This is a genomic window from Pseudoalteromonas sp. S4492 (genome assembly GCF_005886115.1).
In the GTDB taxonomy this organism is placed as follows: domain Bacteria; phylum Pseudomonadota; class Gammaproteobacteria; order Enterobacterales; family Alteromonadaceae; genus Pseudoalteromonas; species Pseudoalteromonas gelatinilytica.
The window spans coordinates 29,636-55,523 of the sequence record NZ_PNCP01000049.1 but is presented as its reverse complement, the minus strand read 5'-3'; the positions used below and the strand labels follow the sequence as shown (position 1 = coordinate 55,523).

At 40.3% G+C, this 25,888-nt stretch carries 11 protein-coding genes; 1 reads left to right on the top strand and 10 read right to left on the bottom strand.

What is annotated here, in order from left to right:
• Nucleotides 1-10 precede the first annotated feature (10 nt).
• From hrpA to CWC28_RS16505, 4 genes are all read right to left on the bottom strand, one after another.
• On the bottom strand, nucleotides 11-3,901 hold the full coding sequence (hrpA, locus tag CWC28_RS16525; RefSeq protein ID WP_138625432.1) for an ATP-dependent RNA helicase HrpA: 3,891 nt from the start codon (nucleotides 3,899-3,901) through the stop codon (nucleotides 11-13).
• Nucleotides 3,902-4,114: 213 nt separating this feature from the next.
• Entirely contained in the window at nucleotides 4,115-5,005 is an 891-nt protein-coding gene (locus tag CWC28_RS16515) for a peptidylprolyl isomerase (protein WP_138625431.1), read from the bottom strand.
• A 91-nt stretch (nucleotides 5,006-5,096) separates the two neighbouring features.
• Nucleotides 5,097-8,783 carry an autotransporter assembly complex protein TamB gene (gene tamB, locus CWC28_RS16510; protein WP_138625430.1) on the bottom strand — a complete coding sequence of 1,229 codons (3,687 nt, stop codon included), beginning with the start codon at nucleotides 8,781-8,783 and terminating at the stop codon, nucleotides 5,097-5,099.
• Complete coding sequence (locus CWC28_RS16505; RefSeq protein WP_420820061.1) at nucleotides 8,783-10,480, bottom strand: autotransporter assembly complex protein TamA; 1,698 nt, start codon at nucleotides 10,478-10,480, stop codon at nucleotides 8,783-8,785. The genes tamB and CWC28_RS16505 overlap by 1 nt, the downstream gene beginning before the upstream one ends.
• A gap of 201 nt (nucleotides 10,481-10,681) precedes the next feature.
• On the opposite strand from CWC28_RS16505, the gene CWC28_RS16500 reads away from it, so the two are divergent.
• Entirely contained in the window at nucleotides 10,682-11,014 is a 333-nt protein-coding gene (locus CWC28_RS16500) for a ribonuclease E inhibitor RraB (protein ID WP_063707104.1), read from the top strand.
• A gap of 26 nt (nucleotides 11,015-11,040) precedes the next feature.
• On the opposite strand, the gene radD is transcribed toward CWC28_RS16500, so the two are convergent.
• The 6 genes from radD to CWC28_RS16470 all read right to left on the bottom strand — a co-directional run bounded on the left by radD (nucleotide 11,041) and on the right by CWC28_RS16470 (nucleotide 25,346).
• Nucleotides 11,041-12,786 carry a DNA repair helicase RadD gene (gene radD, locus CWC28_RS16495; RefSeq protein WP_063707102.1) on the bottom strand — a complete coding sequence of 582 codons (1,746 nt, stop codon included), beginning with the start codon at nucleotides 12,784-12,786 and terminating at the stop codon, nucleotides 11,041-11,043.
• A gap of 68 nt (nucleotides 12,787-12,854) precedes the next feature.
• The gene (locus CWC28_RS16490) at nucleotides 12,855-13,160 is read right to left on the bottom strand and encodes an H-NS histone family protein (RefSeq protein ID WP_063707100.1); all 306 of its coding nucleotides are present in this window, start codon (nucleotides 13,158-13,160) and stop codon (nucleotides 12,855-12,857) included.
• Nucleotides 13,161-13,270: 110 nt separating this feature from the next.
• Nucleotides 13,271-17,425, bottom strand: coding sequence for an ATP-binding protein (locus tag CWC28_RS16485; protein ID WP_063707098.1), 4,155 nt, complete (start codon nucleotides 17,423-17,425; stop codon nucleotides 13,271-13,273).
• Between the two features lie 243 nt (nucleotides 17,426-17,668).
• Nucleotides 17,669-20,335: a TonB-dependent receptor gene (locus CWC28_RS16480; RefSeq protein ID WP_063707096.1), complete on the bottom strand. Its 2,667-nt coding sequence runs from the start codon at nucleotides 20,333-20,335 to the stop codon at nucleotides 17,669-17,671.
• Nucleotides 20,336-20,626: 291 nt separating this feature from the next.
• Nucleotides 20,627-22,567: a S9 family peptidase gene (locus CWC28_RS16475; RefSeq protein WP_082874115.1), complete on the bottom strand. Its 1,941-nt coding sequence runs from the start codon at nucleotides 22,565-22,567 to the stop codon at nucleotides 20,627-20,629.
• Between the two features lie 115 nt (nucleotides 22,568-22,682).
• Entirely contained in the window at nucleotides 22,683-25,346 is a 2,664-nt protein-coding gene (locus CWC28_RS16470) for a TonB-dependent receptor (RefSeq protein WP_063707093.1), read from the bottom strand.
• Nucleotides 25,347-25,888 lie beyond the last annotated feature (542 nt).

Sequence of the window (25,888 nt, the reverse complement as noted above, 5' to 3'; positions counted from 1 at the left end):
TTCCTTAGTATTATAACTCACATTCTTTGATTGCGTTTAAAACACGTTTAGCAGATACAGGATAAGGCGTCCCTAGTGTTTGTGCAAATAAAGAAACACGTAACTCCTGCTGCATCCAAAATATCGCACTGATCTCTTCAGGAATTGGCATTCCCTTAGGGATTTTGTTCGCTAATTTTTGATATTGCTCAGCTACTTTTTCAAGCTCAAGCACACACAACCTATCACGATTAGGATCAACAGGTAGCTTTTCTAAGCGGCGTTCAATGGCTTTTAAGTAACGAATTAAATCCGTCATCTTTGCTGCACCATGCTGGCTAACAAAGCCTTTGAACACTAAGCTTTGTAACTGTGATTTAATATCGCCGTGCGCTGTTATCATTGTTAAATCAACACGCCCTTTCATACGTTTATTTAAACCATGAGCAATACTCAACACTTGCTCTACTTGGGTAGCGATCTCAACAACCGTGTCACCGAGCTCGCCGCGAATTTGCTCTTTCGCCTTTTCAAACGCATCTGCAGTGCGAATGTTGCCATATTTAGTTAATAAGCTATCAACGGCTGCAGCGATACAGTCATCAATTAAGTCATTGACCTTACCAAACGGATTAAAGTACAAACCTAATTTAGATTTGTTCGGTAAATTTTGCTGTAAATACTTAATCGGTGATGGCACGTTTAATAACACTAAGCGACGTAAACCTTGTTGGTGCGCCTGTTGTGCTTTGTGCTCATTATCAAATAGCTCAACCGCTGCTGAGTCTTTTTTATCCACCAGCGCTGGAAACGCTTTGATTTCGTATTGACCTTGCTTTTTCACATAAGAGCTTGGTAACTCACCAAAGCTCCACTCAGTCAAATCAGCTTTTTCTATACCCTTGTCGGCTACTTTCGATAAGGTATCCGTTACCTTACCTTGTAACTGGGCTTTTAGTTGAGATAAATTTAAACCGCGAGCGAGTAACTTATCGTGTTCATCGCGTACCTCAAACTGTAAGCGTAAATGCGGAGCAAGGGTTGATAAATCCCATGCATCTGGCTCAACACGCACACCTGTCATACGTAATAAGCGCGTGCTAATTGCATCAATTAAGTTGCCTTGCATCGGCTCGATTGCAGCAAGTACCGCATCGGCGTAGTTTGGCGCAGGCACAAAGTTGCGACGAATCGTTTTTGGTAGCGACTTGATAAGCGCACAAATTAACTCATGTCGAAATGCTGGAATATGCCAATCAAAGCCAATTTCTTGCACTTGGTTTAACAGTGCTACCGGAATTTGTACCGCAACACCGTCAACGGCTTGCCCTGGATCAAAATGATAAGCCAGTGGTAATAACAAGTTCTCTTGCTGCCAAGTATCTGGGTAATCAAACTCAGTGACATGATCGGCACCATGCTGCATTAGCTCTTCTCGAGACATATGCAAAAAGCGGTTATCTTTTTGTTTTTGTCCCTTCCACCACTTATTAAACGCGGCACGGTTATTTACATCTTGCGGAATTTTCTTGTCGTAGAATTCAAATAAAGTTTGTTCATCAACCAAGATATCACGGCGGCGAGATTTATTTTCGAGTACCTGAATATCTTCAATTAGCTCTTGGTTAAACTGTAAAAAGCCTTCATTTTGACCCAGCTCTTGCTCTACCAATGCTGTGCGAATAAATAACTCGCGACTTACTTTCGGGTCAATATTGCTGTATACGCAGCGGCGCTTATTTACAATTAATAGGCCATACAAGGTTTGCTGTTCAAACGCGATAACTGCACCCGGCTTTTTCTCCCAATGCGGTTCGCTATAGCTGCGTTTCACTAAATGCTGCGCAAAGCCTTCAACCCATTTCAAGTCTATGCGCGCGTTGATGCGAGCATAAAGCTTACTGGTCTCAACAAGCTCAGCTGCCATGATCCATTTTGGGCTCTTTTTAAATAATCCTGAGCCTGGGAAAATATGGAACTGGCTGTTGCGTGCGCCTTTATAGATTTGTTTTTCATCTTTAAAACCAATATGACTTAACATACCGCTTAATAAAGATTGATGGATTCTCTCGCTATCAGCAACATTGGTAGTAGCCTTCATGCCCATTTCATTACAGACCGTTGATAACTGATAAACAATATCTTGCCATTCACGGATACGCATATAGGCTAAAAAGTCCTTTTGGCATAACTTTCTAAATTGGCTATTGCTCAATTCAGATTGCTGCTCTTCAAGGTAATTCCAAAGATTTAAAAAGGCGATAAAATCTGAATCAGGGTCGTCAAAACGGCCGTGCTTTTCATCCGCTGCACCGCGTTTTTCTTGGGGTCGCTCTCTTGGGTCTTGAATAGACAATGCCGCAACAATAATGATCACTTCACGCAGCGCACCTAAGCCATCAGCAGTTAGTACCATTTTCGCTAAACGCGGATCAACCGGTAAACGGCTTAAGCTTCTGCCTGAATTGGTAAGTTCAGTCTTCTTATGACGTTTAGCCGGCTTAATGGCTTCGAGTTCTTCAAGTAGCGTTAAACCATCATTGATATTGCGGCTATCTGGCGCTTGCACAAACGGGAACTGCTGCATGTCGCCAAGCCCCAAACCGAGCATTTGCAAAATAACAGAGGCTAAGTTAGTGCGTAAAATTTCAGGGTCAGTAAACTCTGGGCGCGAATTAAAGTCTTCTTCACTGTATAAGCGAATACAGATACCCGCTTCGATACGACCACAGCGACCTTTACGCTGATTGGCACTAGCTTGTGAAATTGGCTCAATCGGTAATCGTTGTACCTTAGTACGGTAGCTATAACGGCTAATTCGCGCAGTACCTGGGTCAATAACATAACGAATACCCGGCACCGTTAGTGACGTTTCAGCCACGTTGGTGGCTAAAATAATATGACGACGGCTGTGCGGCGCAAAAATTCGGTTCTGTTCAGCGTTTGATAAACGCGAATATAGCGGTAAAACATCCGTGCCTTTGAGGTTTCGCTTTGATAACGCATCAGCGGTATCGCGAATTTCTCGTTCACCGTTCATAAAAATCAGAATATCGCCGGGGCCTTCATCACACAGCTCATCAACGGCATCAAATATCCCCTGTAATTGGTCACCATCCGCTTCCATCTCGTCTTTGTTGATTTCAGTGGTTGGTCTGTAACGAACCTCTACGGGGAATGTACGACCAGATACTTCAATGATTGGCGCATTATCAAAATGTTTAGAAAAACGCTCAGGGTCAATTGTTGCTGAGGTGATAATAACTTTTAAGTCAGGGCGTTTTGGCAGTAAATTTTTTAAATAGCCTAAGATGAAATCGATATTTAGGCTGCGTTCGTGGGCCTCATCGATGATGATGGTATCGTATTGATTTAGGTACCTATCTTGTTGAATTTCAGCCAGCAGAATACCGTCTGTCATCAATTTAATGTAACTATTGTCAGAAACTTGGTCGCTAAAGCGAATTTTAAATCCCACTTGTTGACCTAGCTCGCATTGCATTTCTTCTGCAATACGATTCGCGACACTTCGAGCCGCGAGTCGGCGAGGCTGGGTGTGGCCAATGTATCCATCAACACCGCGGCCAAGCTCTAAACACATTTTTGGGATCTGCGTCGTTTTACCAGAGCCAGTTTCACCGGCAATGATCACCACTTGGTTATTGGCAATCGCCTGTTTAATGTCATCTTTCTTTTGGCTAACAGGAAGTTGCTCTGGGTAGGTCACTTTAGGCAAGGCAGCCAAACGTTGCTCGCGCAATTGCTGCGAACGGCTAATATCTTCTGCTATTTTTTGCGCTATGCTCGCTTGCTTAGTTTCATCGTTGATTTTTTTGATGCCATGTAGGCGTTTTTTGAAGATGAATTGATCTTTGCGTAAACACGTTTTTAATTCGCCGAACAGCGGACCTAGGTTAACCACCCGATACCCTTATATTTCTTAACCAATAGACTGATATTGTATCAAATAATCTATCAGGTGGTCATGGCTTTATTTATGCCAATTCGCTTAATTAAGTGAACAGTTTTGAGGCAATAAAATCTCGTTGATAACAAGGCAAAAATTTCGTTATTTAGTTGTTCTAAATGAGAGATTTTTAACGCAGTTAGCGACAGATTTAATCCCTCAAAATGATTAAGTATTATTGCGAGTTGGCATAGTCCTCTCGGTTGGAATTGGCATTGCACAAACATCGATGTGATCAGGGCTTTCGACAAACCATGCTTCTACTCGATTTTTACGTGCTTCGATGAGGTCTTTAAAGGCATTTGAGTCTGTTTTCATGACCCGAAACTCACTATTATCAGTGTCTTTAATATCTGCTAATACTTGCATATCTGTGATGGGATTAAATGGCTGACCTTCAGTGGCTTTACGCTGCAATAGATTAAAGTGTTCCATGCCTTCTAAAACACGACCAAACACGGTGATATTACGGTCTAAATAGCGCTGACTATTGCCGATGGTTACATAAAATTCAGTACCGCCGGAATTAATATCATTATCGCGGGCCATGGCAAAAATCCCTGGGCAATGTACTTGCCAAGTTTCGGTTTGGCCTTGGTTTTGTGCCACTGCAAAGCCGTTTAAAAAACCTGTTTTAACGGCATAGCCATCAGGCCCTTTAAGCTCTGTAATCGCTAAGGGAGTCTCAGTGCGTAGATAAAACTCAGCGGGTAACCCTTTTTTGGCATTTTTAACGGGTTTACTTTCGCTGGCATCTCCGCCCTGCGCAACAAATCCTTCAACAAAACGATACACACTTAGGCCTTGATAGAACCCTTCTTTGGCAAGCTGTCGCATGTTATTTGCGTGAATGGGCGCTAGTTTATCGTTTAGTTCAATATAAGCAGCACCCGTGGGTAAGGTTAATTTAATGACGTTTTCGGCACTGACGGCTCGCCACTCACTGCTACTTGCGGTTTTAATGATTTCGCCAGCGGAACGTTTTTGGCTTGTTTCTTTTGCAGCAATTGGTGCAGCTAATACTACGCCAAGGCACAGAGTTAATAGACTTAATTTCATTGTTATTATCTTTTAAGTAACTGACAATTCAGCCTATTAACTTATGCCCTAATAAGCAAGTAAAAGCGATGTTTGGTCACAAGTAGAGGTATTAGTCCCAATCAAATTTATAAAGAATATCAACATTTTGATACAGGCCGCTGGTGACCTCGATATACAATTGCGACAACAATTGATAACGTACCGCCACTTCACTTAATGAATCAAAAATACCGACACTGTATTTTACTTGAATACCCGGTGTAACATAGCCAGATATTTCAACTTTGGTGTCATCCCCACTGCCGCTTGAGCTTAAGCTAACATCAGACAAGCCAAAGCTTTCACCGATTTTAGATACCACACCTTCACTGCGATTAACACCTTGAGCAAGCAGTAATTGAGTCAGCATCGCATCGGTTGAGCTATCTCCTTCATCAAGAGGCTGCCCATTTAATAAGTAAGCCAATGCTTGGGCTTGGTCCATCGCAGGCTCTGAAAATACTTTTAATGAAGGCTGTTCAACATTGCCTGTTAACGTAATACCTGCAATCACGCCATTCGAGGTGTTGTCTGGATTACGAATTGCCTTAATATTCAAGTACGGTTTATCAATTGAGCCGCTAAAGCCCACCTGACCGGTACGAATTTGCAAGTCTTGACCAAAAGCACGATAGGTACCTTGAACTAGGTTCAACTCACCCGTTGCTATCATCGGCGTAACTTGGTCCATGCTGATATTAATGTCGCCTTCAACTTTCGATTGTAAGCCAAACGAATCAACGCGCACATCATTTTCAACCAACACCTTTAAGTTAATTGCATAATCAAAGGGGACTTTTTCTGATTGTTGCTGCTCAATATCAACAATCACTTCATCATCACTGACTTGCACAGCGCCTTCTGGTAGCTCTTCAATCGCAATTCTTCCCCATGGCACTACAACTTGGCCATCAAGATTAAACGCATTATTTTTTAATGACATAGTTAAATCTGGAGACACTTTAAAGGTGACATCTTGTTGAGCACGCACAAAAAACTCTTTACCGTTTAACTTCACGTCAACGTCCGGTAAATTTTGCTGCCAGTCAACACCGCCAGATAAATTAAGCGCGCCCCCTTCGGTGTCTTTAAGCTCACCCGTGAGCTTCGCACTTTGGTTATTAAAGGCAATGTTCACATAAGAGTTTTGCAGCGATATAGGCAAGGTTGCCCCTTCTAGATTGATTTTTTCGACATCAAAATCACCATTGAGTAATGGCTCTTTTAAAGTACCTGCAATTGCTAACCGGCCTTTTATGTCGCCTGTTAATTGCTCAAGTGAAGCAATAAAAGGACGTAGGTTTGTTAACTCAATTTTCTCAATAACCAAGTCGCCCGCTAAGGTCTGTTGATTTTGAATATCATCAATGTTGAGCTCTGACGTTACTTTACCTAATACGGATGAATCAATAGTGGCATTAAGTTTACCAACTTGTGCGTCGCTCATTGCCGATATATCTAAAACCTCAACCGGTAATTTATATACACTTGCACCATCGATTAAGGATGCTTCAAGCTGCTGAGTTTTGATATTGGCACGAATAGTTTTTAGTGCGCCATTATTCCAGTTGGCAACAAACTCCCCGCTTGCATCGCCAGTTACTTTCAAGTTATCGGGTAAGAAGTGTTTAAATTCAGCAATCGATAACGCTGCAAGCTGTGCATTTAACTGGCCTAACTGCTTAGTTTGCTGCAAAGTCTCAAAGCATAATTTTGAGTTATCACTTTGCCAGCAATGTGCAGCGACATTAAAGTCAAAGGTTTTGGTATTAACTTGAATATTAATTGGTTTATTAGTGCCAAAGCGCACCTGATTATCGGTAACAAGAATTTGGCTTAGCGCACCTTGCCAGGTTTCTTTATTAAATTTACCGTCAATATCAAACGACGCCTTGCCTTGGTCTGCATCGAGTAAAAAAGTTAAATGGTGATCTGTTTTATCGCCGCTAGCGTCTAACTCAATTTGATTAATTTTGTGTTCGCTAATCGATGCAGAATCAAGCACCAGTGACACATCTGTTTGCCAATCGGCTGCGTAATCAAATTGCCCTTTTAATGTTAAACCATCAACCTGAATATCTTGATAGCTCAATGTATTAAGAACTAAATTTAAATCAACCGTTGGCGAAAGACGCTCACCACGCAAACTCAAATCAGCAAAGCCCTTGCCTTGCATAGGCAAGATATCTTGACCACTTGCATCTAAACGCAATTTGCCGTCAACTTGCCATACATCATCTACCTGACCCGATAAAGCAATTTCATTTTTACCGCTTTTCACTTCTAGTTTATTGAAACTCGCATGCAAGCTGCTATCAAGTTCAAAATCCGACAATAAGGTCACTGGCACGTCATTCACAGAACCATTTAATTGTGTATTCTCCAACGCAAGCTGCCACTCACTTGCCTGTAAATTGAATGAACCATTAAACTCACCAGATAAATCACTACTTAGTGCATCCGTTAAGTATTGTGCTTTTAAATGGCTTAAAACCCCTTTAAATTCACTTTTCACCCCATTTGACCAATCAACGGATGCATTAATGTCTGCTTTACTGTCGTTGGCATTAAGGCTTAACTGCTCAAGTTTTGCGTTTGTTAAACTACCTTGTAATTGCGATTTCACGGTCATTGCCGGTAATGCGTCTAACTGTGTGACTAAGCTCAAATCGACAGCATAAGCATCGGCATGGCCTTTCGCTTTTAAATCAAAGTCTGATAATTGCAACTGTTGTGTGTCTGTCGCAATTTGCCACTTTGCTATCTGGCCTGTTAAATCAAACGGGTAATTTGTTTGTTTTAAATTCACAGTTCCTTTTAGCTCTGCTGGGTATGTCCCCTGTGTCACTAAATCTAACTTTAAATTCGCAAGCGGGCCTGAAACCGATAACTTCGCTTGATGCTCAGTGCTTTTTACTGAGACTGCGCCCTCAATTGAATTTTCACCCAAAAGCTCTGCCATTAAGTTAGAGTGCAATTGCCATTGCTGATAACCTGCTGCAAACTTTTCAAGATTAATATCGCTTCCTTTGGCTGACGCAATCAACTCGATATTTTCAATAAGCTGAGCCTCTTCTGCGCCATAAGGAGTAACGGCAACTCTACTGATTTGAAATTGCTTCAGCTCAACATTAATTGGGAGCGTAATATCAATTGCGGGTAATGCTGGCAACTCAGTTAATGGGGCTGATTTAGGCTGCTCTTTTGCTTCGTGCAGCATCACAGCAACATCAGCAATGGTCAGTGAATCCACAGTAAGATCCGATGCTTCGCCGCGACCATTTAAGTTTAATTTGTTGACTGTTACATCGGCACTCGGGTGCGCGAGATTAAAGCGATTAATGGCAATACGCTTCACAGTCACTTTCATTGGCAAGCTGATTTGTGTAACTTGTTCAATTTCGGGCTCTGCTTGCGTGCTCTGTTCGGTTGATGCCGCTTGACCCTTAATGCTTAGATCTATCGATTGGGCGCTTAAATTATCAAGGCAGATACCATCACAACGCCACCAGAACAAATCAATTTTTAGCTGCTTTGCATCAAGCTTGATGCCTTGGTTTTCAAAATAAACATCAAACGCATCGTTATATAAAAACCGCCCTGATGGCAGCTTAATTGTTAAACCATCAACTAACTTATTAGCTGTGTACGCAATAAAGTGATTACCGGGTGCGGTAAACAACAAACAAAACACAATGACTAGCAAACTTGCCAACGTGATCGATAGAACCTTAGTTATCTTTTTTAACATCTTCATTAGATTTCAGGCCCTATGGTAATACTTAATCGGGTACTTTTGCTTTCTTTTGTTAAACCCCAAGCATGGTCGATACGTACAGGGCCAACCGGTGTTAAATAGCGAAAACCAAAACCGGCACCGACTTCAACGCGATCACTAAAATCATTTGTCGCGGTACCACTATCGACAAATAAAGCCGCGCGCCAATGCTCAGCAAATTGATAGTTATATTCAACGGTGCCGCTCATTAAATATTTACCACCAATTAAACGGCCTTTCTCATCTTCAGGCGAAATAGATTCATAAGCAAAACCACGCACACTTTGATCACCCCCCGCGTAGAAACGAAGCGATAGCGGAACGTTGTTGATATTATCGACTAGCATGGCGCCAAGATTGGCTCTTAAAAACAGCATATGGCGATCTGCAAAGGTGGTTAACCACGCATTTTGCAGTTGCAATCGCAAAATATTGGTTGAAGACATCATGTCTTTTAAACCAAATTCGGCCGATACCATCCATTGATAACCTTCATAAGGTGTTGTGCCTCCTTCGGTATCCTTTTTCGCATAACTAATACCAGGCATTAGCATTTTTGCGCTTTGCTCTTCATCCCCTATTCGATAGGTCTCATAATCGCGTCTTAAAAAGGCTGTCCGTACCCAATCATCATCGGTTAGCCACTGCCGCTGGAGTTGCCCCGTGAATATACGGCTGTATAAATCATTGGTTAATTCATCTTCAAGTTTGTAACCCACAGAAAAACGCCAAAGATCATCATTAGGGTCATCAACCGGCACCGTATAACCGAGTGAAATATCTTGCTGACGTTCTGACACATTCAAATTACTTTCTAAATAATGACCATCTTCGGTGATCCAAGGTTTCGTCCATTTGAAACGTACTTTTGGTCCTAGGTCTGTGCTGTAGCCGCCACCGACTTCATAGCTATTGGCAGGCTTATGTAACACATCAACATTCACAGGCACTTGATTATTTTTACGTTTTGCAATGTCGGCATATACGCGCACACTTGTAAAATAGGGTGTACTCGATAATGCTAAGTTGTAATCCGAAACTTCGGTAGATTTGTAAGGCTGCCCTTGCTTAAATTCAGCCAGCGAACGAATGTATTTTTCAGCAGGTGTCTCACTACCGATGGTGATAATACCAAACTGATAGCGAGGCCCGGTATCAACATTAAAAATGATCTTTGCGCTATTATTTTTTAGCGATACCGCCAATTTATGCTCATGCCATTTCGCATCAAAATAACCTAACTCTAATAATTGGCTTTCAATACGTTTTCTTGCAGCCTCATATTTGCCATGATTTAAAAAATCACCTTGTTTGATTTTGATGCTGTTGACGGCCGACATGAATTCAGCGTCATCTTTACCGGCACCTGTGATAGTCACATTAATATCTGCAATTCGCGTAACTGGGCCACGTTCAACATCAACAATCAATAACTGCTGTGCGTTATCGAAACTAATTTTGATAGTCGGCTTATAATAACCAAGCGCTTTTAAACTCATTTCTACTTGGCTTTTTGCGTGACGCCTCAACGCCTTGGAAGTTTTTTCATCGACCAGTTGCTTAATGTAAAGCTCAACGTTTTTTTCAAGCTCATCACTGATCCCTTGAATTTTATAATCTTTAATAACGGTGGCTGCACTAATCGCATGCTGACTATAAGAGAAGCAGTAAAGCACAAAGACAAACAACAAATGCCGAGTATACAAAAAATATCCTTACTTTTTTGGAAGAGTCATAATCTAAAATGAGTACAAAAAGATACTAGCACAGTGCAATAGCCACTGACATAATTGAAATGTTAAAATTAGTACGCGTTAAACAATTATTTTCGCTACAATAGCGGATAATACCTAGATTTATAATGAATGAGCGACTAAATGCACTTCCCTGATGACGAAAACGGTCAATTATTAGCTGAAATTGCTGACGCTGGTGTTGATTTAACCAGTATGCAAACTATCGATTTCTATATTCTTTTTGAGCAAAAGCCTGAAGCAGAAAAATTTGCCAAGGCCATTGCAAGTGATGAGCTAGCCCCTTCAACAGAGTTAACCAAATGCCCAGATACTGGGGTGTGGGAAGTAATTACTCGCGTGAAGATGGTGCCAGATCACACGTTACTTAGCCAAACTGAACAATACTTAGAAAGCATCGCTAATGGCCATAATGGTTATGGTGATGGCTGGGGTTTAATGGCCGAAGAAGAATAAGCCATTCCCACAATCTCGTAAGGGGATCAATGTAGTTGATTCGCCTTACGAAAATTGCCTTGATAATCAAATAGCTTTTCTGCCACTTTCCAACCGTATTTTTTATTTTTTCGTGCAATCACAAAATCGGGTGCCAGTAATTGCTGCTGTGAATCGACAACCTGCTCCGCGCTTTGCCAATTAATTGGGGTAAAACCTGGTGCTGCTCGTTTTCCAAACTGCTTATTAAAAATAAACCGACCGGTGTCATTTGCTAAGTTAAACACCTCATCACAACTGGCTCCATCTTCATCATAGTAGCTAATTTTAAGTAAACCTTTTGCGAGCAACTGTGCCGACAAACCACTACATCTTAATACCAAGGCATCTTTGAGATTAAGCGCCTCTCGCAGTTTATCATCAGGGTCTGCCATCATTGCACCACAAGACTGACACTGCCTTGCAGCAATATCATTTTGTTCTCCACACTGCTCACATTCTTTAAAACGAAAACGGTAATCACACTGTACTTGCTCTTCACCATCGTCCAGCAAGCCTTGGCAACGCCTGCCAAAATGCTCAACCACTTTGCCTTCGCTGTCTGTTTTACCCCAAAAAATATTCGCAAATCCACAGCCTGGGCACAGCACTTGAACTGGTTCATTATCACTTTGCGCTTTTTTACTGCCTACTTCAGGGTAAAATAAATCAAAGCCGTTACCTGCATAATCAATAACTAAGCAGTCTTTTTTCCCTTCGCTTAAACGCAAGCCTCGACCCACAATCTGTTGGTATAAACTGACCGACTCGGTGGGGCGTAAAATCGCAATATAATCAACGTGAGGTGCATCAAAACCCGTCGTGAGTACGGACACATTAACTAAATACTTTATTTTTTTGGCTTTAAATTGATTAATAATCCGGTCACGTTCGTTATTATCCGTATCACCCGTGATAAGTGCCGTACTATCCTCAGGTAAGTAACTGGTAATTTCTTTGGCATGCATCACAGTTGCGGCGAAGATCATTACGCCATGACGCTGTTCACTGTATTCTATTACTTGATTGATAATGGCTTTTGTTGCACGTGTATTATCTTTTAATAACGCATTCATATTCTCAATGCTGTACCGGCCAAATGAATCACTCGGCAATGATGAAAAGTCATAATGGCTAATAGCTGCATCAACTTCATGGGGTGGCGTTAAATAGCCGTTTTTGATCATATAGCGCAGTGGTAACTCAAAAATACACTTCTTAAATGGTGCCTCTTTATCCCCTCTAACAAAACCATGATAGTGATGATGATAAACCCAGCCCATCCCCATACGAAATGGTGTCGCGGTTAAGCCAAGCACTTTAAGGTTGGGGTTTTGTTTTTTTAGACTCGCTATGACCTGCCCGTATTGACTGTTGTCATCACCGCTTACACGGTGGCATTCATCAATGATCAACAAAGAGTACGCATCGGTAAGCTGCTCTGTATTGCGAGCCAATGATTGCACACTTGCAAAGGTGACTTGCTCTGTTAAAGACTTTTGTTTTAACCCTGCAGAAAAAATACTCGCCTTAAAGCCAAAGCTAATATATTTCTCAGCGTTTTGTTCTACCAGCTCTTTAACATGCGCAAGCACCATAATTTTTTGTTTGGCAATACGTGCAAGTTCAGCAATAACCAGGCTTTTTCCTGCTCCTGTTGGTAATACAATCAGGGCGGCGTCGTCTGTTTGTCGAAAGTGAGCAACCGTGCGAGCCACGGCCTCTTGTTGATAGGGTCTGAGTACGTACTTCATGTTATCGGACTATAATCGACATAAAAAAGGGAAGCATACGCTTCCCTTGATATTCTTTAAAGCAAAAATTAAGCGAGGTGTTTTGTTAAATCCACACCTTGGAATGCTTTAGGACGTTTACCACGGCCTGTCCATTCAACGATTTCGCCATTAAATTCGATGCGGTACTTTGGTTTTACTTTTGTACGCTTATCCGTTGTTGCTACATCCTGTAGATCTTCTAATGTAAGTCCTTTTTCTTTTAGTAGATCGAGTACTTCTTTTTTAGCTTCTTGCTGTTGAGTATATTTCTCGATTGCTGTGTCGATTAGCTGTTTTGCTTTTTCTAATTCAGATAATGACGCAGATTTAACAAAAGATCGGATTTCTTTCATTGAGAGCTCTCTTAAATATTAAAAGTTAGGTTAAATGTTCAACACGACCTAGTATATGTTGAAATCATAAAATAATCTATTCTATGTTTATTTTTCATCCTATCTTTTTATTATAGCCATAGCTTAATTTTATCTATGACATCGCTTAGCTCTGTAATTAACTTTTCGACAATTAATGTATCTTGCTGTTGGTTAAAGGTATTTTCTGTTGTCACGATTAGTTCAGACAAAGGTGGATATTGCAACATCACAATAGCGCCTTTAAGCTTATGTATTGCTGCAGAAACCTTTTCTGAATTTTGAGATTCCAAGTGCTCATGCAAGGTATTTAAGTCACTTTGCAAACTGCTTATAAACACGTCAGCGAGCATTTTTGCGTCATTCTCATTTCCAAAAATAGTTAACCAGTGTTGTTTATCTTTTATACCCTGTAAACTGATATCACTCCCTTCGTTACCGTTAGGCAAATCATCTGTTTTTAAATCGATAAACTCGACTAAACGATTATATAATTCATTGAGTTTATATGGTTTAAATAGCACACAATTCATGCCTGATTTGAGTGCTTTATTTAAACACTCTTTTGAATCATCTGCAGTAAAGCCAATTATTGGTAAACGTTTAAACTTTTCTTGGCTTCGTAATTGCTCTGTTAATTTAAACCCATCTAAATCGGGCATATGACAGTCTGTTAATAATAAATCAAAATGCCCTGTTTCAAGCGCCCTAAGTGCAGCAATGCCATCATCAACCATCACGGCTTTGATACCGAGCTTCTGACATTGCTTTTCAAGTAATAGCTGATTTGTTTTATTATCTTCAGCGATTAATATTTGCCCATGTATCTGTGTATTATGCGTAGGTATGCCCTCATCATCACTGGTGTGTACGCTGTTTATAAGCTCACGTAAGGTATCTGGGTATAATGGTTCTACAGGGAGAATATGACAGCTACAATTTGCTGGTCTATGCGCTTTTTTAGCACTTGCTACTAAAATATAGTTATTGTTTGCGGCACTAATAGACTGCTGCCACTGCTCTCCCCACAACGCTTTAATATAGCTCTCATCAATTAGAATATTGTCAGCTTGTTCAAATGCCTCTTTATCAATTGGCGCACTTAACGGGTGGTGCTTAACGCCCATACTTGCAAGGTTATTTAATAACTGATGATCTTGACTACACACAGCCCAATTGATTGAAACAGCCTGTAGTTTTTGTTTGCTGACGTTTTTAAGTGGCACAGCAATATACACATTAGTGCCTTTACCATAGGTACTTGAAAGGGAGATTTCACCCTGCATGGCTTCAACCAGTTGCTTTGCCAAGCTCAAACCTAATCCGGTACCGCCATGTCGACGTTGAATAGAGTTATCAGCTTGCTCGAAAGGAGTAAATGTATGTGCCAGCTGTTCGGCTGTCATGCCTTTACCTGTATCTGATATTTCAATTTTTAGAGATTGCTTATCAAATAACACATCACAACTTATTGAGCCTTTTTCTGTAAATTTTACGGCGTTGTTTAACACATTTGAAAGGACTTGCATCAGGTGACTTATATCGACCGATGCGAGCGTGTACGCCGCAGTGCGCCATATCAGATTGAACTCAAGCCCTTTTTGCTTAGCAAGGTATTCATGGGCACGCATTACACGGCATAAATGTGCTTCTAAATCGACTTCGCGTAATTCAACTTCGATATTACCCGTACTGGTGTTAGCAAAATATAAAATATCATCCACTAATGTACGAAGCTTGGTTACTGAGCTGTCGATATGATCCACTAGATAATGCTGCTCTTCATCAAGTGGTGATGATTTTAGAAGCTCTATAAAGCCATTCACCCCTGACATAGGTGTTCTTAATTCATGGCTCATGGTGGCAATAAAACGGCTTTTTGCTAAATCAGCTTGATGTGCAAGCTGAGTGGCTTTACTTAAGTCTGCTTGTTGGCGTTTAAGTAAGCTAATATCTAGCAAGATACCATTCCACCTCACCCCTTGCCTATCGTCACGTTTATTAATTTCTGCATTGGCAATATAACGACACCAAATTTGCTGGCCGAGATTATTTATCCGAAACTCAATATCGATCATTTTGTTGAGTTTACTGGCAGCTTTAAAGCTCTTCGCGATGTGTACCCGATCTTCATCAACAATAAAAGGCGAAATACAACCTGTCATACCGCGCTGGTTAATCATTCTCGACGTAATTCCTAATAAGCTCTGTGCGCCTTTACTTATATAGGTATAACATCCCTCACCGTTGTCATAGTATTCATACTGGAACACGCCTCCAGGTATGGTATCTGTAATAGTTTGCAATAACTGCTGAACTGACTGATTCTCACGCTGCAAATGACGATGCTCTGTCACGTCTGTAAGTACGGTCATAATACCAGCCAGCTCACCATCTAAACCCACATAAGGCTTTTTGGTATATAGCAGCTCCAGTTCTTTGCCAGCTTTGTTGATGTAATTAATATGCTGATTAATGACTTTACCTGAACTTAAACTTTGCTCATTTTGTGAAATCAGTTTTTTTACGACTTTAATATCGCCACGCAGGTATTGGTTATTTTCATCCCATAGGTGTGCAAAATTCTCTTTGTAGGCCCTGTTCCACATAATGCGTTTTTGGTGCTGATCTTGAATCACCACCATTGTCGGTAAGTCATCTATCAATTTTTGCGTGAAGTTAAGCTTACTGAGGGCCACTTCTTCAGCCTCTTTACGCTTTGCAATTTCACGGTTAATGGTTAAACGCCAACTAATAAAATAGATCACCGATACAGCAATCAGAATTAAAATGAGAATAGCCGTGGTATTTACCGTTTTTCTATCATAACCACGCTCAATACTAAAAATACCATGGCGATTAACAACATGGCTAAAATCATTGCTGGTCAATGTTTTGAACAGACTATCTAGCAACGTCGCAAATTCTGAAAAATGTTTATTCACTAAAAAATAAATAGGCTGGGTATATCGGTATTTCGGATTGATATAAAACTCACCAATATAGAATTGGTTTAATTGGTAGGCTGCAATACTTTGCGGCAGGATCACCGCGTCAATATTGTCATTCCTGAGTGCAAAAAATAGCGTTTTGATAGAGTCAAATGAAACCGTCTCGACTAACTCATTCGTTAAAAGCTTTTGTTTCGGATCGGCAAATACCTCTAAATAACCTATTCGCTTGGTGTTACTCGCTCGCTTTGAGATCAACACCATTTCTAAACTGTAATGTGATGGCAGCGCAATTAATACCCCTTCATCAATTTTGGTGGGAGTCATTGTTGGGATCAGATCGATTTTATTGGCTAAAAATAACCTTTCGAGTTCTTTACTGTTTGCTGCTGGAATATATTTGAATTGAAAGCCACTACGTTGTGCTAATAGCTCAAGGGTATCGTTTAGGTAACCACTGGCTTCACCTACATTGCTGGTTGCATGAATTGGATAGAGACCATCCACAAATGAAAAAGTCAGTAAGTAATTATTTTCTTCTTTTTTATCAATACGATTAAAATCTCGCTTGAATTGACTATACGCTTTAGCTGCTAAATATTCTTCGCTGGCAGAGCTTTCCCACAGTTGTTTCGTGGTCGGTGAAATCGCAGCAAGTACTGAGTTAACCTGATTGCGTAATGCTGTTTTATTTTTATTAAACATAACATGCAAGGTTTCACTCGATAGCCAAATTGGACTCACAACTTTAAGGTTTTCTTGAGAGCGGTTTTTAAGTTGGTGGGATAATACTGAGTAATCGCCCATAAAGGCGTCGAACGTGCCATCGGCAACTTTTTTAAAAGCATCTTCGGGTTTTATAAAACGATTAATAAATAGCGCGCCATTTTCAACTAGGTATTCACAATGTGAACTCCCTGTAATACATACCCATCGCAGACTCGCCAAGTTTTTTAGTGCGTCATTCGCGATAGATTGATTTGCGACAATACCTCTAGGCGCTTCCATGAAGGGGGTAGAAAATAAGAAATGCTTTTTACGTTGCGCCGTTTTATTTAAACCCACCGCAAAATCAATTTCACCGGCTTTAAGCGCATCTAAAAGTTCATCTAAGCTATCAAAGACACGATATTCAAGATCCGCTTCAGCCAAACGTGCAATTTCATTACTGTAGCCAACAATAACCCCAGAAAACTGCCCATCAGCATCCCGGGTATGGTAAGGAAAAAAATTGTAGCTGACGATACCCGCTTTGAGTTGTGTGGCTAAGACATCGAATGAAAGACACAGCGTCAAAAACAACACTATGATTTTATGGAAATAACTCAACTGAAACATCGCTTTTATTAAGGTTTTTTAAGTATAAGAGCATAAATTGATTTAAACAACTGCACGTAAATCTTGCGCAAGAGCTTAAGTAAATAATTAAACCTTAAAAATAAATTATTTTATAACTGTAAAACCTATAGTGAATTTGTTTATAAAATAAAAAACCCTGCAAGTGCAGGGTTTTAATATACAAGTATTTAAATCGTTCGTTTAGAACTTAAATTTGAAACCTGCATAGTACAGACGACCCACTTGGCTATAAAGAGTATCGTCGTACGCCAGTTCAGAGTTCAATACTGGATCTTTATCAGCTAGGTTATTAACACCAACTGTTAAATCAAGGTTCCAAGGCGTTGCGTAAGTATAGTTAACATCAATAATGTTATATGAAGATAACTCACCAACAGCTTTAAACTTAGTACCTTCGTCATTTGCATCTTCAGTTTCTTCAGCTGTTGAAGCAATGTGATTCCAGTTTACATTTAACATGTGAGCTTCGATATCCCATGTTAAACCCCAGCTAATTCTTCTTTCTGGTAAACCAGCACGGCCAATTTTATCAACGTTCGGGTAACCGATGATATCTGGTTCTTCATAGCTAAGTACTTCTGACCAAGCAAACTTAGAACGAAGTTGACCTGCACCACCTAAGTCAAATACAGCGTTTAGTTTGAAGTCTAAACCATCTGTAGAGAAACCAGGGATGTTAGCCATTGGCGCAGTTACAAGTAATGAACGACCAGTTGGATTACCACCACGGTCTACAGATACTTGGTCATAACCAGCTGCGTTATCATTTGGATTTTCAGGGTCACCTAAAAGGCCCGCTAACTCAAGGTCAAATACGTCTTGTGTAGATAGAGAGCTAACTTGGTTTGTGATTTTAATATCATAGTAGTCAACTGACATATCAATGTTATCTGTGACGTTATAAACCACACCGAAGCTAACACTTTCTGACTCTTCAGGCTTTAAGGAATCAGTACCAATGAAGTAAGTTGTATGTTGTTGAGTACGACAATCAGAGCGTGATGTACCCGCTGATGAACATACCACAACGTCTTTAGCTGATGAAGCTGACTCTTGTGGTGCTTTATATAAATCTTCTAGCGTTGGAGCACGGAAACCTTCACCCCAAGCAGCACGTAACACTAACTCATCAAATGGTTGATACTTAAGTGAAACTTTAGGTACAAATGAAGAACCTACATCGCTGTAGTCATCATATCGTGCAGCTAAGTTAAGCTCTAATGTATCAATCACAGGGATTAACATTTCAGCAAAAACAGCTGATTCTGTACGATCACCTGCTGCTGAACCACCAGCAGTACCGATGATGTTTTTCGCTTCGTTTTGAGCTTCAGCTTGGTCAAAGTAATCAGTTTCGCGGTAGCTAGCACCAACGTATAAGCCAAGTTCACCACCTGGTAAAGTAGCTAACTCATTGAAGCTAACGCCTGCAGTTACTTCACGTAATGTACTACCAGAACGACGGTTACTGTTTGCAGCAATATTCGCTAATTGCTCAGCATATGCCGATTGATCAGGGTCGCGAGGATCCCAACCATCAACAATTGCATTTTCTACGCTTGGGCGGTGAACATAGCCTTGGCCCCACTCGTTCATTTCATAACGGTTATAGTGTGCATCAACGTGCCAGTCGATCGTGTCACCCATACCATTTAGAGATGCACTCCAATCAGCCATGTTACTAACTTGCCAAGTATCACGTGAAGTACCTACGTTATTAAAGCGGTAATAACCACGGTCGCCTTCGTTAACTGCCGTTAAACCTTTAGTTGTATCTTCAGCAAGCGCGATTGGGAAAGTAAACCAACCCGCAGCAGGTGCGAAACGACCAAAACTCTCGTTGCGCGAGTGTAATGAACGGAAGTTAAAAATTAGATCATCATTGATGTCATAATCAAAGTTTACGAATACTGAGTCACGCTTCGTTGATGCAGCGTCAGCAGCAACCGCAGTGTAATCATAATGACAGCCATCATCATCTGGGAAGTCTGGAGCATCGTTATGATAAGCAAATGCTGAACCATATTGAGAACAATCTTGACCAGTGATCATTGGATTAAACTCAAATGTTTGCATGTCTAGGATGTTACGGCCGTACCAGCTTTGACCTGTTGTACCAGCGAATGTACCTGAACCATCATCTGTTGCACGAGAGAACCAACGGTCACGAGCAAAAATGATATCACGCTCGTCATGCTCATAGCTGAATACTAAGTTTGAGTTTTCAGATTTAAGGCCTGTGATAATTGAGAATGATGATTCATCACCACCACCATCACGGCTTGGAGAACCCATACGACCCTGAACTTGAACACCTTCAAAGTCTTTTCTTAAAATAATGTTTACTACACCAGCGATCGCATCAGAACCGTATACAGCTGATGCACCATCACCCATCACTTCAATGCGTTCAACAGCCGCAAAAGGAATGGTATTTAAGTCAGCTGCACCACCACCCATAACAGGTGAACCTGGCATTTTCTTACCATTGATTAGTACTAGTGTTCTAGAAGAACCTAAACCACGTAAGTTAACTGTTGCCTGGCTTTGCGCAGTACTACCTGATGATGGTTGAATTGAGCCAAATGAGTTGAATGTTGAGCGGTTTAATACGTCTGCAACACTTAGTTGACCTGAATTATCTAAAGATGCACGGTCGATTACAACTACAGGGTTTGCACCCTCGATATCTGTACGTTTAATACGTGAACCAGTAACTTCGATTCGCTCAACTTTTTCTGCACCTTCTTCTTCAGCAGCAAAAGACGAAGCTGAAAATGCAGCAGTTGACGCTGCACCAAAAGCAATCGCTAAGCGAACTGCTTTTGAAACTTGATTATTTAACATTTGATTCTCCCTGGTCATATCCATGTTATGACTTTATTAATTTATTTTAACCCCTTAAAAGGTACTAGTACCTCATAAGGGGATTAAATACTAATATTAGGGACAACTTTTGGTCAACAGTTTTTTAACCATTGTTTTTCAATGTAAATTTTAAGTTTCACCTGTATATAAAATTAGAGAAAAATCTGATTACATATATTTCACATTAATTTATATATTCGAAACAATAAAAAACCCAGAACAAGATCCACACCTTGAATTCTGGGCTTTTTATATTTTTTTGATAATTAATTATTTCAAATATCTAGCCAAAAACTTTTCCATTTTTGTATAAAGCTCAACTTTATTTTCTTGCTTTTGAAAACCATGGCCTTCATTTTCTTTCATTATCCACTCATCATCAGACAAAATTACTCCTTTTTTTGCCAGTGCATCGCGTAGATCTGTCGCATGTTGCTTAACTACACGGGGGTCTTTCGCACCTTGTACTATCATTAATGGCGCTTTAATTTTATCAACATGTTGCAACGGTGACATTCGTTTCATTAGGGCTTCATCAGATGGATCGCCTATTTGCATTTCCAGCACTTCGCGTTGCGATTCCCAATGCTTTGGCAATGTTTCAAATAATAAAGACACATCTGTTACGCCAACGTAATCAATTCCACATTTGTAAAGTTCAGGAGTAAACGCAAGGCCTGCAACTGTGGCATAGCCGCCGTAACTTGCACCATAAATACAGACTTTATTTGCATCAACAATTCCTTCAGAAACCAGATAGTTAACAGTGTCTGTAATATCATTTTGCATTTCTGCCCCCCACTTGCCGCCATAGCCAGCTTGCTGAAACTTTCGACCATAACCACCTGAACCTCTAAAGTTAACCTGGACTGTCGCATAGCCTCTACTTGCAAAGAACTGAGCTTCAGGATTAAACCCCCAATAATCTCGAATTCCGAAGGGACCACCATGTGGATTTACGATGAGAGGTAGCGCCTTACCCGATGAGTTTTTAGGGATTGTTAGATAACCATTTAATGTTAAGCCATCCCTACTTTTAAATTCGATCGGCTGCATTGGCGACATCGCTTTGGGATCTATCCATGACATTGGGCTCAATAATGCTTTTAAGCTATTGTCATTTTGATTAAATAAATAATACTGCCCTGGATCGGTGTCACTCGCTGCATAAACAATATTGAGCACTTCATCATCAGAGCGACTGGTAATTGTCACAACTTTATCGGTAAATGCTTGCTTTAATGAGGTCATCATTTTTGCAGTCTGTTCATCGAAATATACTTCTTCAGGGTATTTGTCAAAATAACTAATTGCCGTTAGTTTTTTACGCTTTCGCGAAAAACTCAGCGATGTGACATCGACGTTATCATGGGCAAATATTTGTTCACCTAACTTGTTCGTTTCTGGATCAAAATAGAATATAGCTTTGGTATCACGGTCTAGATCGGATGCAACGAACAACTTTTTATTATCAAAATCAAACGCCAATGGTTCAATATTTGCTTCTTCGGCATTGTATTCACGGAGTACTTTAAATTTTTCTTCACCTTTTCCTTTGTAAAGTAAAGTACCTTTTAAACCTTCAATTGCTAAGGCACCCCGTACCTCGCCATCGTGATCAAGCATCCAACCTTGAACATTCCCTGGATTTTTTGCAATCAAGTCCATTTTGTAATTACGCTCGTGCTTACGATCCCAACGACTATCAAGTGGTAGCTTATACAAATCTGGAGCAACGATATTTCGGCCATTATATTGCACCAGAATATGCTTTGGATCGTCTGGTAATAAATGTACAACTGACGCTGAACGTATTCCAGATGCACCCACTTTAGATCCAACTAACTGTATTACCTTCGCCCGTTTATTGTGAGCATCAATGGCGTAAATACTAAAAGCTTCATTACCATTACTATCTAGTGTGAAAATAATGTCATCATCATTCGCCCAAGAGAAACTATTGATATCTTGTTCATCAAACTTTGTAATAGGCCTCGCATTTTTAAAACCATCAACTTCCATTACAACTATATTTCTACGTTCGTTGATCGGCGATAAAACCGCAAGGTACTTTCCATTTGGAGAAAGTTGCAAGTTGGAAAACTTAGGCGTTTTAAAAAAGTCTTCAATTGCGATGTCCTTTGCTTTAGCACTTACATCCATTGATACACTGATCAAACTACTTAAAAATAAAAACCATATTATTTTCATTTTAATATTCCATTTAATTATGACGATAAATATTTAGGTAATTTATAACTTAGTATTTCGCACAAAAAAACCCTGCTACAGCAGGGTTTTAAGAGCTTATACTAATTATTTTAGCTTAGAACTTTTGTTCTAAACGAAGGTACATTGAACGACCTGTTTGATCGTATAATGACCAGCTTGAATCACGGTAATCACGGAAGCCGTCATACCAAGAAGGTGCTTTCTTATCAAATACGTTGTTAACACCTACAGAAATTTTAGTATTTGTTGGTGCAGTGTATGTGAACTGAGCATTATGCTTGAAGTATGAAGGTACATCAGCAAGGTAATCAACACCCCACTCTTCGTTACCTGACTCTTGAGCGCCTACGTAGAACATAGTCCAAGAAGCACTGTAATCTTCATAAGAGTAGCTAACACCTAAATCAGCTTTCCAATCTGGGTAATCTTGAAGACCAGCATAATCAAACGGTTCTGCATCTTTATCAGCTTTCTCTTCAAATTCCATAACTTTAGAAACGTTTAGCATAACGCCAAAGTCACCAAAGCTAGTTTCATGCTTGTAGCGAGTTGAGAAATCGAAACCAGACGTTTGTAGTGATGCTTTATTGATATAACCTGTGTAGATGTAATCAATTTGGCCAGTACCATTAGCACGGTCGATAGCGTCTGGAGTAGAACCTAAACCACCTTCTTCTTGTTCAATACGTAGAAGTTCAGTCGTGCTTACGTCATCGATACGGTTCTCGTAGCTGATATCATAGTAAGTTAATTCTACTGCTAAGCCATCAACGATATCCCATACGAAACCAAGCGTTGTAGAGTCACCCGTTTCTTCAGTAAGGTTTGCATTACCACCGAACCAAGTCGCTACTTGCTCACCAGCGTCAGAACAGTAACCTTCTAATGCTTGACCAGGGTTAGCATCACACCATGCTGTATCACGTACAGTTGGGAAGCTTAATGCATAAGATTGGAACATTTCGCCCATGTTAGGAGCACGGAAAGACTCACCCCAAGAACCACGGATTAATAATGTTTCAGTTGGACGCCAAGTAACACCTACTTTTGGAACAACTTTATCGAATGTCGTGCTCTTTTCACCAAGGTTTGTCATACCAGACTGTTCGTATTTCTCATAACGACCAGCTACTGTTACATCAATTTCGTATGGTAAGCTTGCTTGGATTTCCATGTAAGCAGCAGTACGGTCACGAGTTGCGTATACGTCATCACCGCCTGAACCACCAGAGATGAAACCATTTGCAGACTCAGGGTCAGATACTTGAGTGAAATCAATTTCTTCAAACTCAGCACCCACTACACCCGCAATAACGAAGTCACCATTATCAATGAACGTTGTAGAAACTAAACCATCAATTTGTTGGCTTTCGTAACGACCTTCGTAAGTACCAGTGTGCGCTGCGTATTGGTATAACTCAGTTAATTGAGTGTTCCATTCTTCGTAGCTCATACCTGAAGTATTTAGGATATCGTACTCACCCGTGTTAATTGCATTTTGTAGCATTACGTCATTAACTAGGTTGCTACCAAAAACGTTTGTTTTAGAAATGCTGTTTTGATAGTTGATTTCCCAATCAAGACCATTACCGATGTCAGTGAAACCCTCAAGACCTAATACGATGTCTGTAGTTACAACTTCTGTTTTAGTATCACGGTTACCAATTGGCACAGAACGCATGTAAAGACGGATATCTTCATCTTCTGGGTTATATTGGTTATCAGCATCCATCCAAACTGCACCCGTAGATACTGGCGTACCTGCGTAACGTGAGTTTGTTTCGTTAAAGCTTGCCATTGCACGACCAACAAGACGAATGTTGTCAGTCAGTTCATAGTTGAAGTTTGTTAAGAATGAGTTATTTTCTACGTCTGGATAGAATTTTGTTACGTTACCGTAGTTATATAAACAACCACCAACGCCGTTCTCATCCATAGCATTTACTACGTCAGCTGTTTGGTCACAAAGCTCAGGATTAGAGATGTAGCTTCCTGAACCATTAATTCTGTAGTTTGGAACGTGGCTATAACCGCTGTACGCACCGTACGTAGGATCGTCCATCGCCCAAATTTCTTTGTCGAAGATTGCATTGTCACGTGAGTTTTCATACGTGAAGATGATGTTACCTTTTTCAGATGTGTAACCTGAAGTAATTGAGAACGTTTTGCTTTCGCCACCTTCAACTTTAGGTACTTCGTAATCGTACTTAACACTTACGCCATCAAAGTCTTTCTTAGTGATGATATTGATTACACCAGCAACAGCAGATGAACCATAAACAGCTGATGCGCCATCGCGAAGGATTTCAACACGCTCAACAACAGCCATTGGGATGATTGATGTATCAGCCGATGAACCAGAAGATGAACTTGTACCAGGCATACGACGACCGTCTAATAATACAAGTGTTGCGTCAGAACCTAGGCCGCGTAAGTTGATGTTAGAAGAAGCTGCACCACCTGCACCGTAACCAGATACACCTTTCCAAGAACCGAAAGAGTTAGAAGCAAGGTTATTTAAAACGTCAGCAACTGTAGGCTCACCTGAAAGGCTGATTTCTGCCGCTGATAAAACAGTTACTGGAGAGCTGTTCTCAAGATCGACTTGTTTAATGCGTGAACCTGTAACTTGAATGCGCTCAACTTTTTCTGCGTTTTCTTCATCTGCAGCAAATGTGTTTGCAGAAAATGCAGCAGTAGAAACTGCACCAAAAGCAATCGCTAAGCGAACAGCTTTTGAAACTTTATTATTTAACATTTGATTCTCCCTGGACCATGTTATTCATGGAATATTTATAGTTATTCAAAAAAAATGCATATTACGCAGTAATTTTGAGCTTTGATAATAATACTCGCAACTCTCCAAGGTCAACACTTCAGTAACGCAAAAGTCCAACTTTTAACAATAAATAAAACATTACACCAATTAATAGAACTTTATTAACACCATCGGACACCTTTAAATACAAAGGCCGGACCATCATTTACAACAAGTTACAAAGATAAAAAAGAATTTAATTTTTCAGTACTAATATAGGTACTGGATATGATGGGTTAACTTATTGCAAAAAATACAACAAACAACATCGGGAGTTCCCGGTATTTTTTATCTTAATAAATAAAAATATGCTATTTTAATACCCTACAAATAAGACGAATCCACAATAAAGATAGGCAAAATAGTAAAGATATGTAAAAAAAGGACTGAATGATGCAAAAGTTAATAGAATGAACATTCTATTAACCAACTAGACTAACCCCTTTTAAAACCCCAAACCCCAAAACCTCTTTATTTATTAG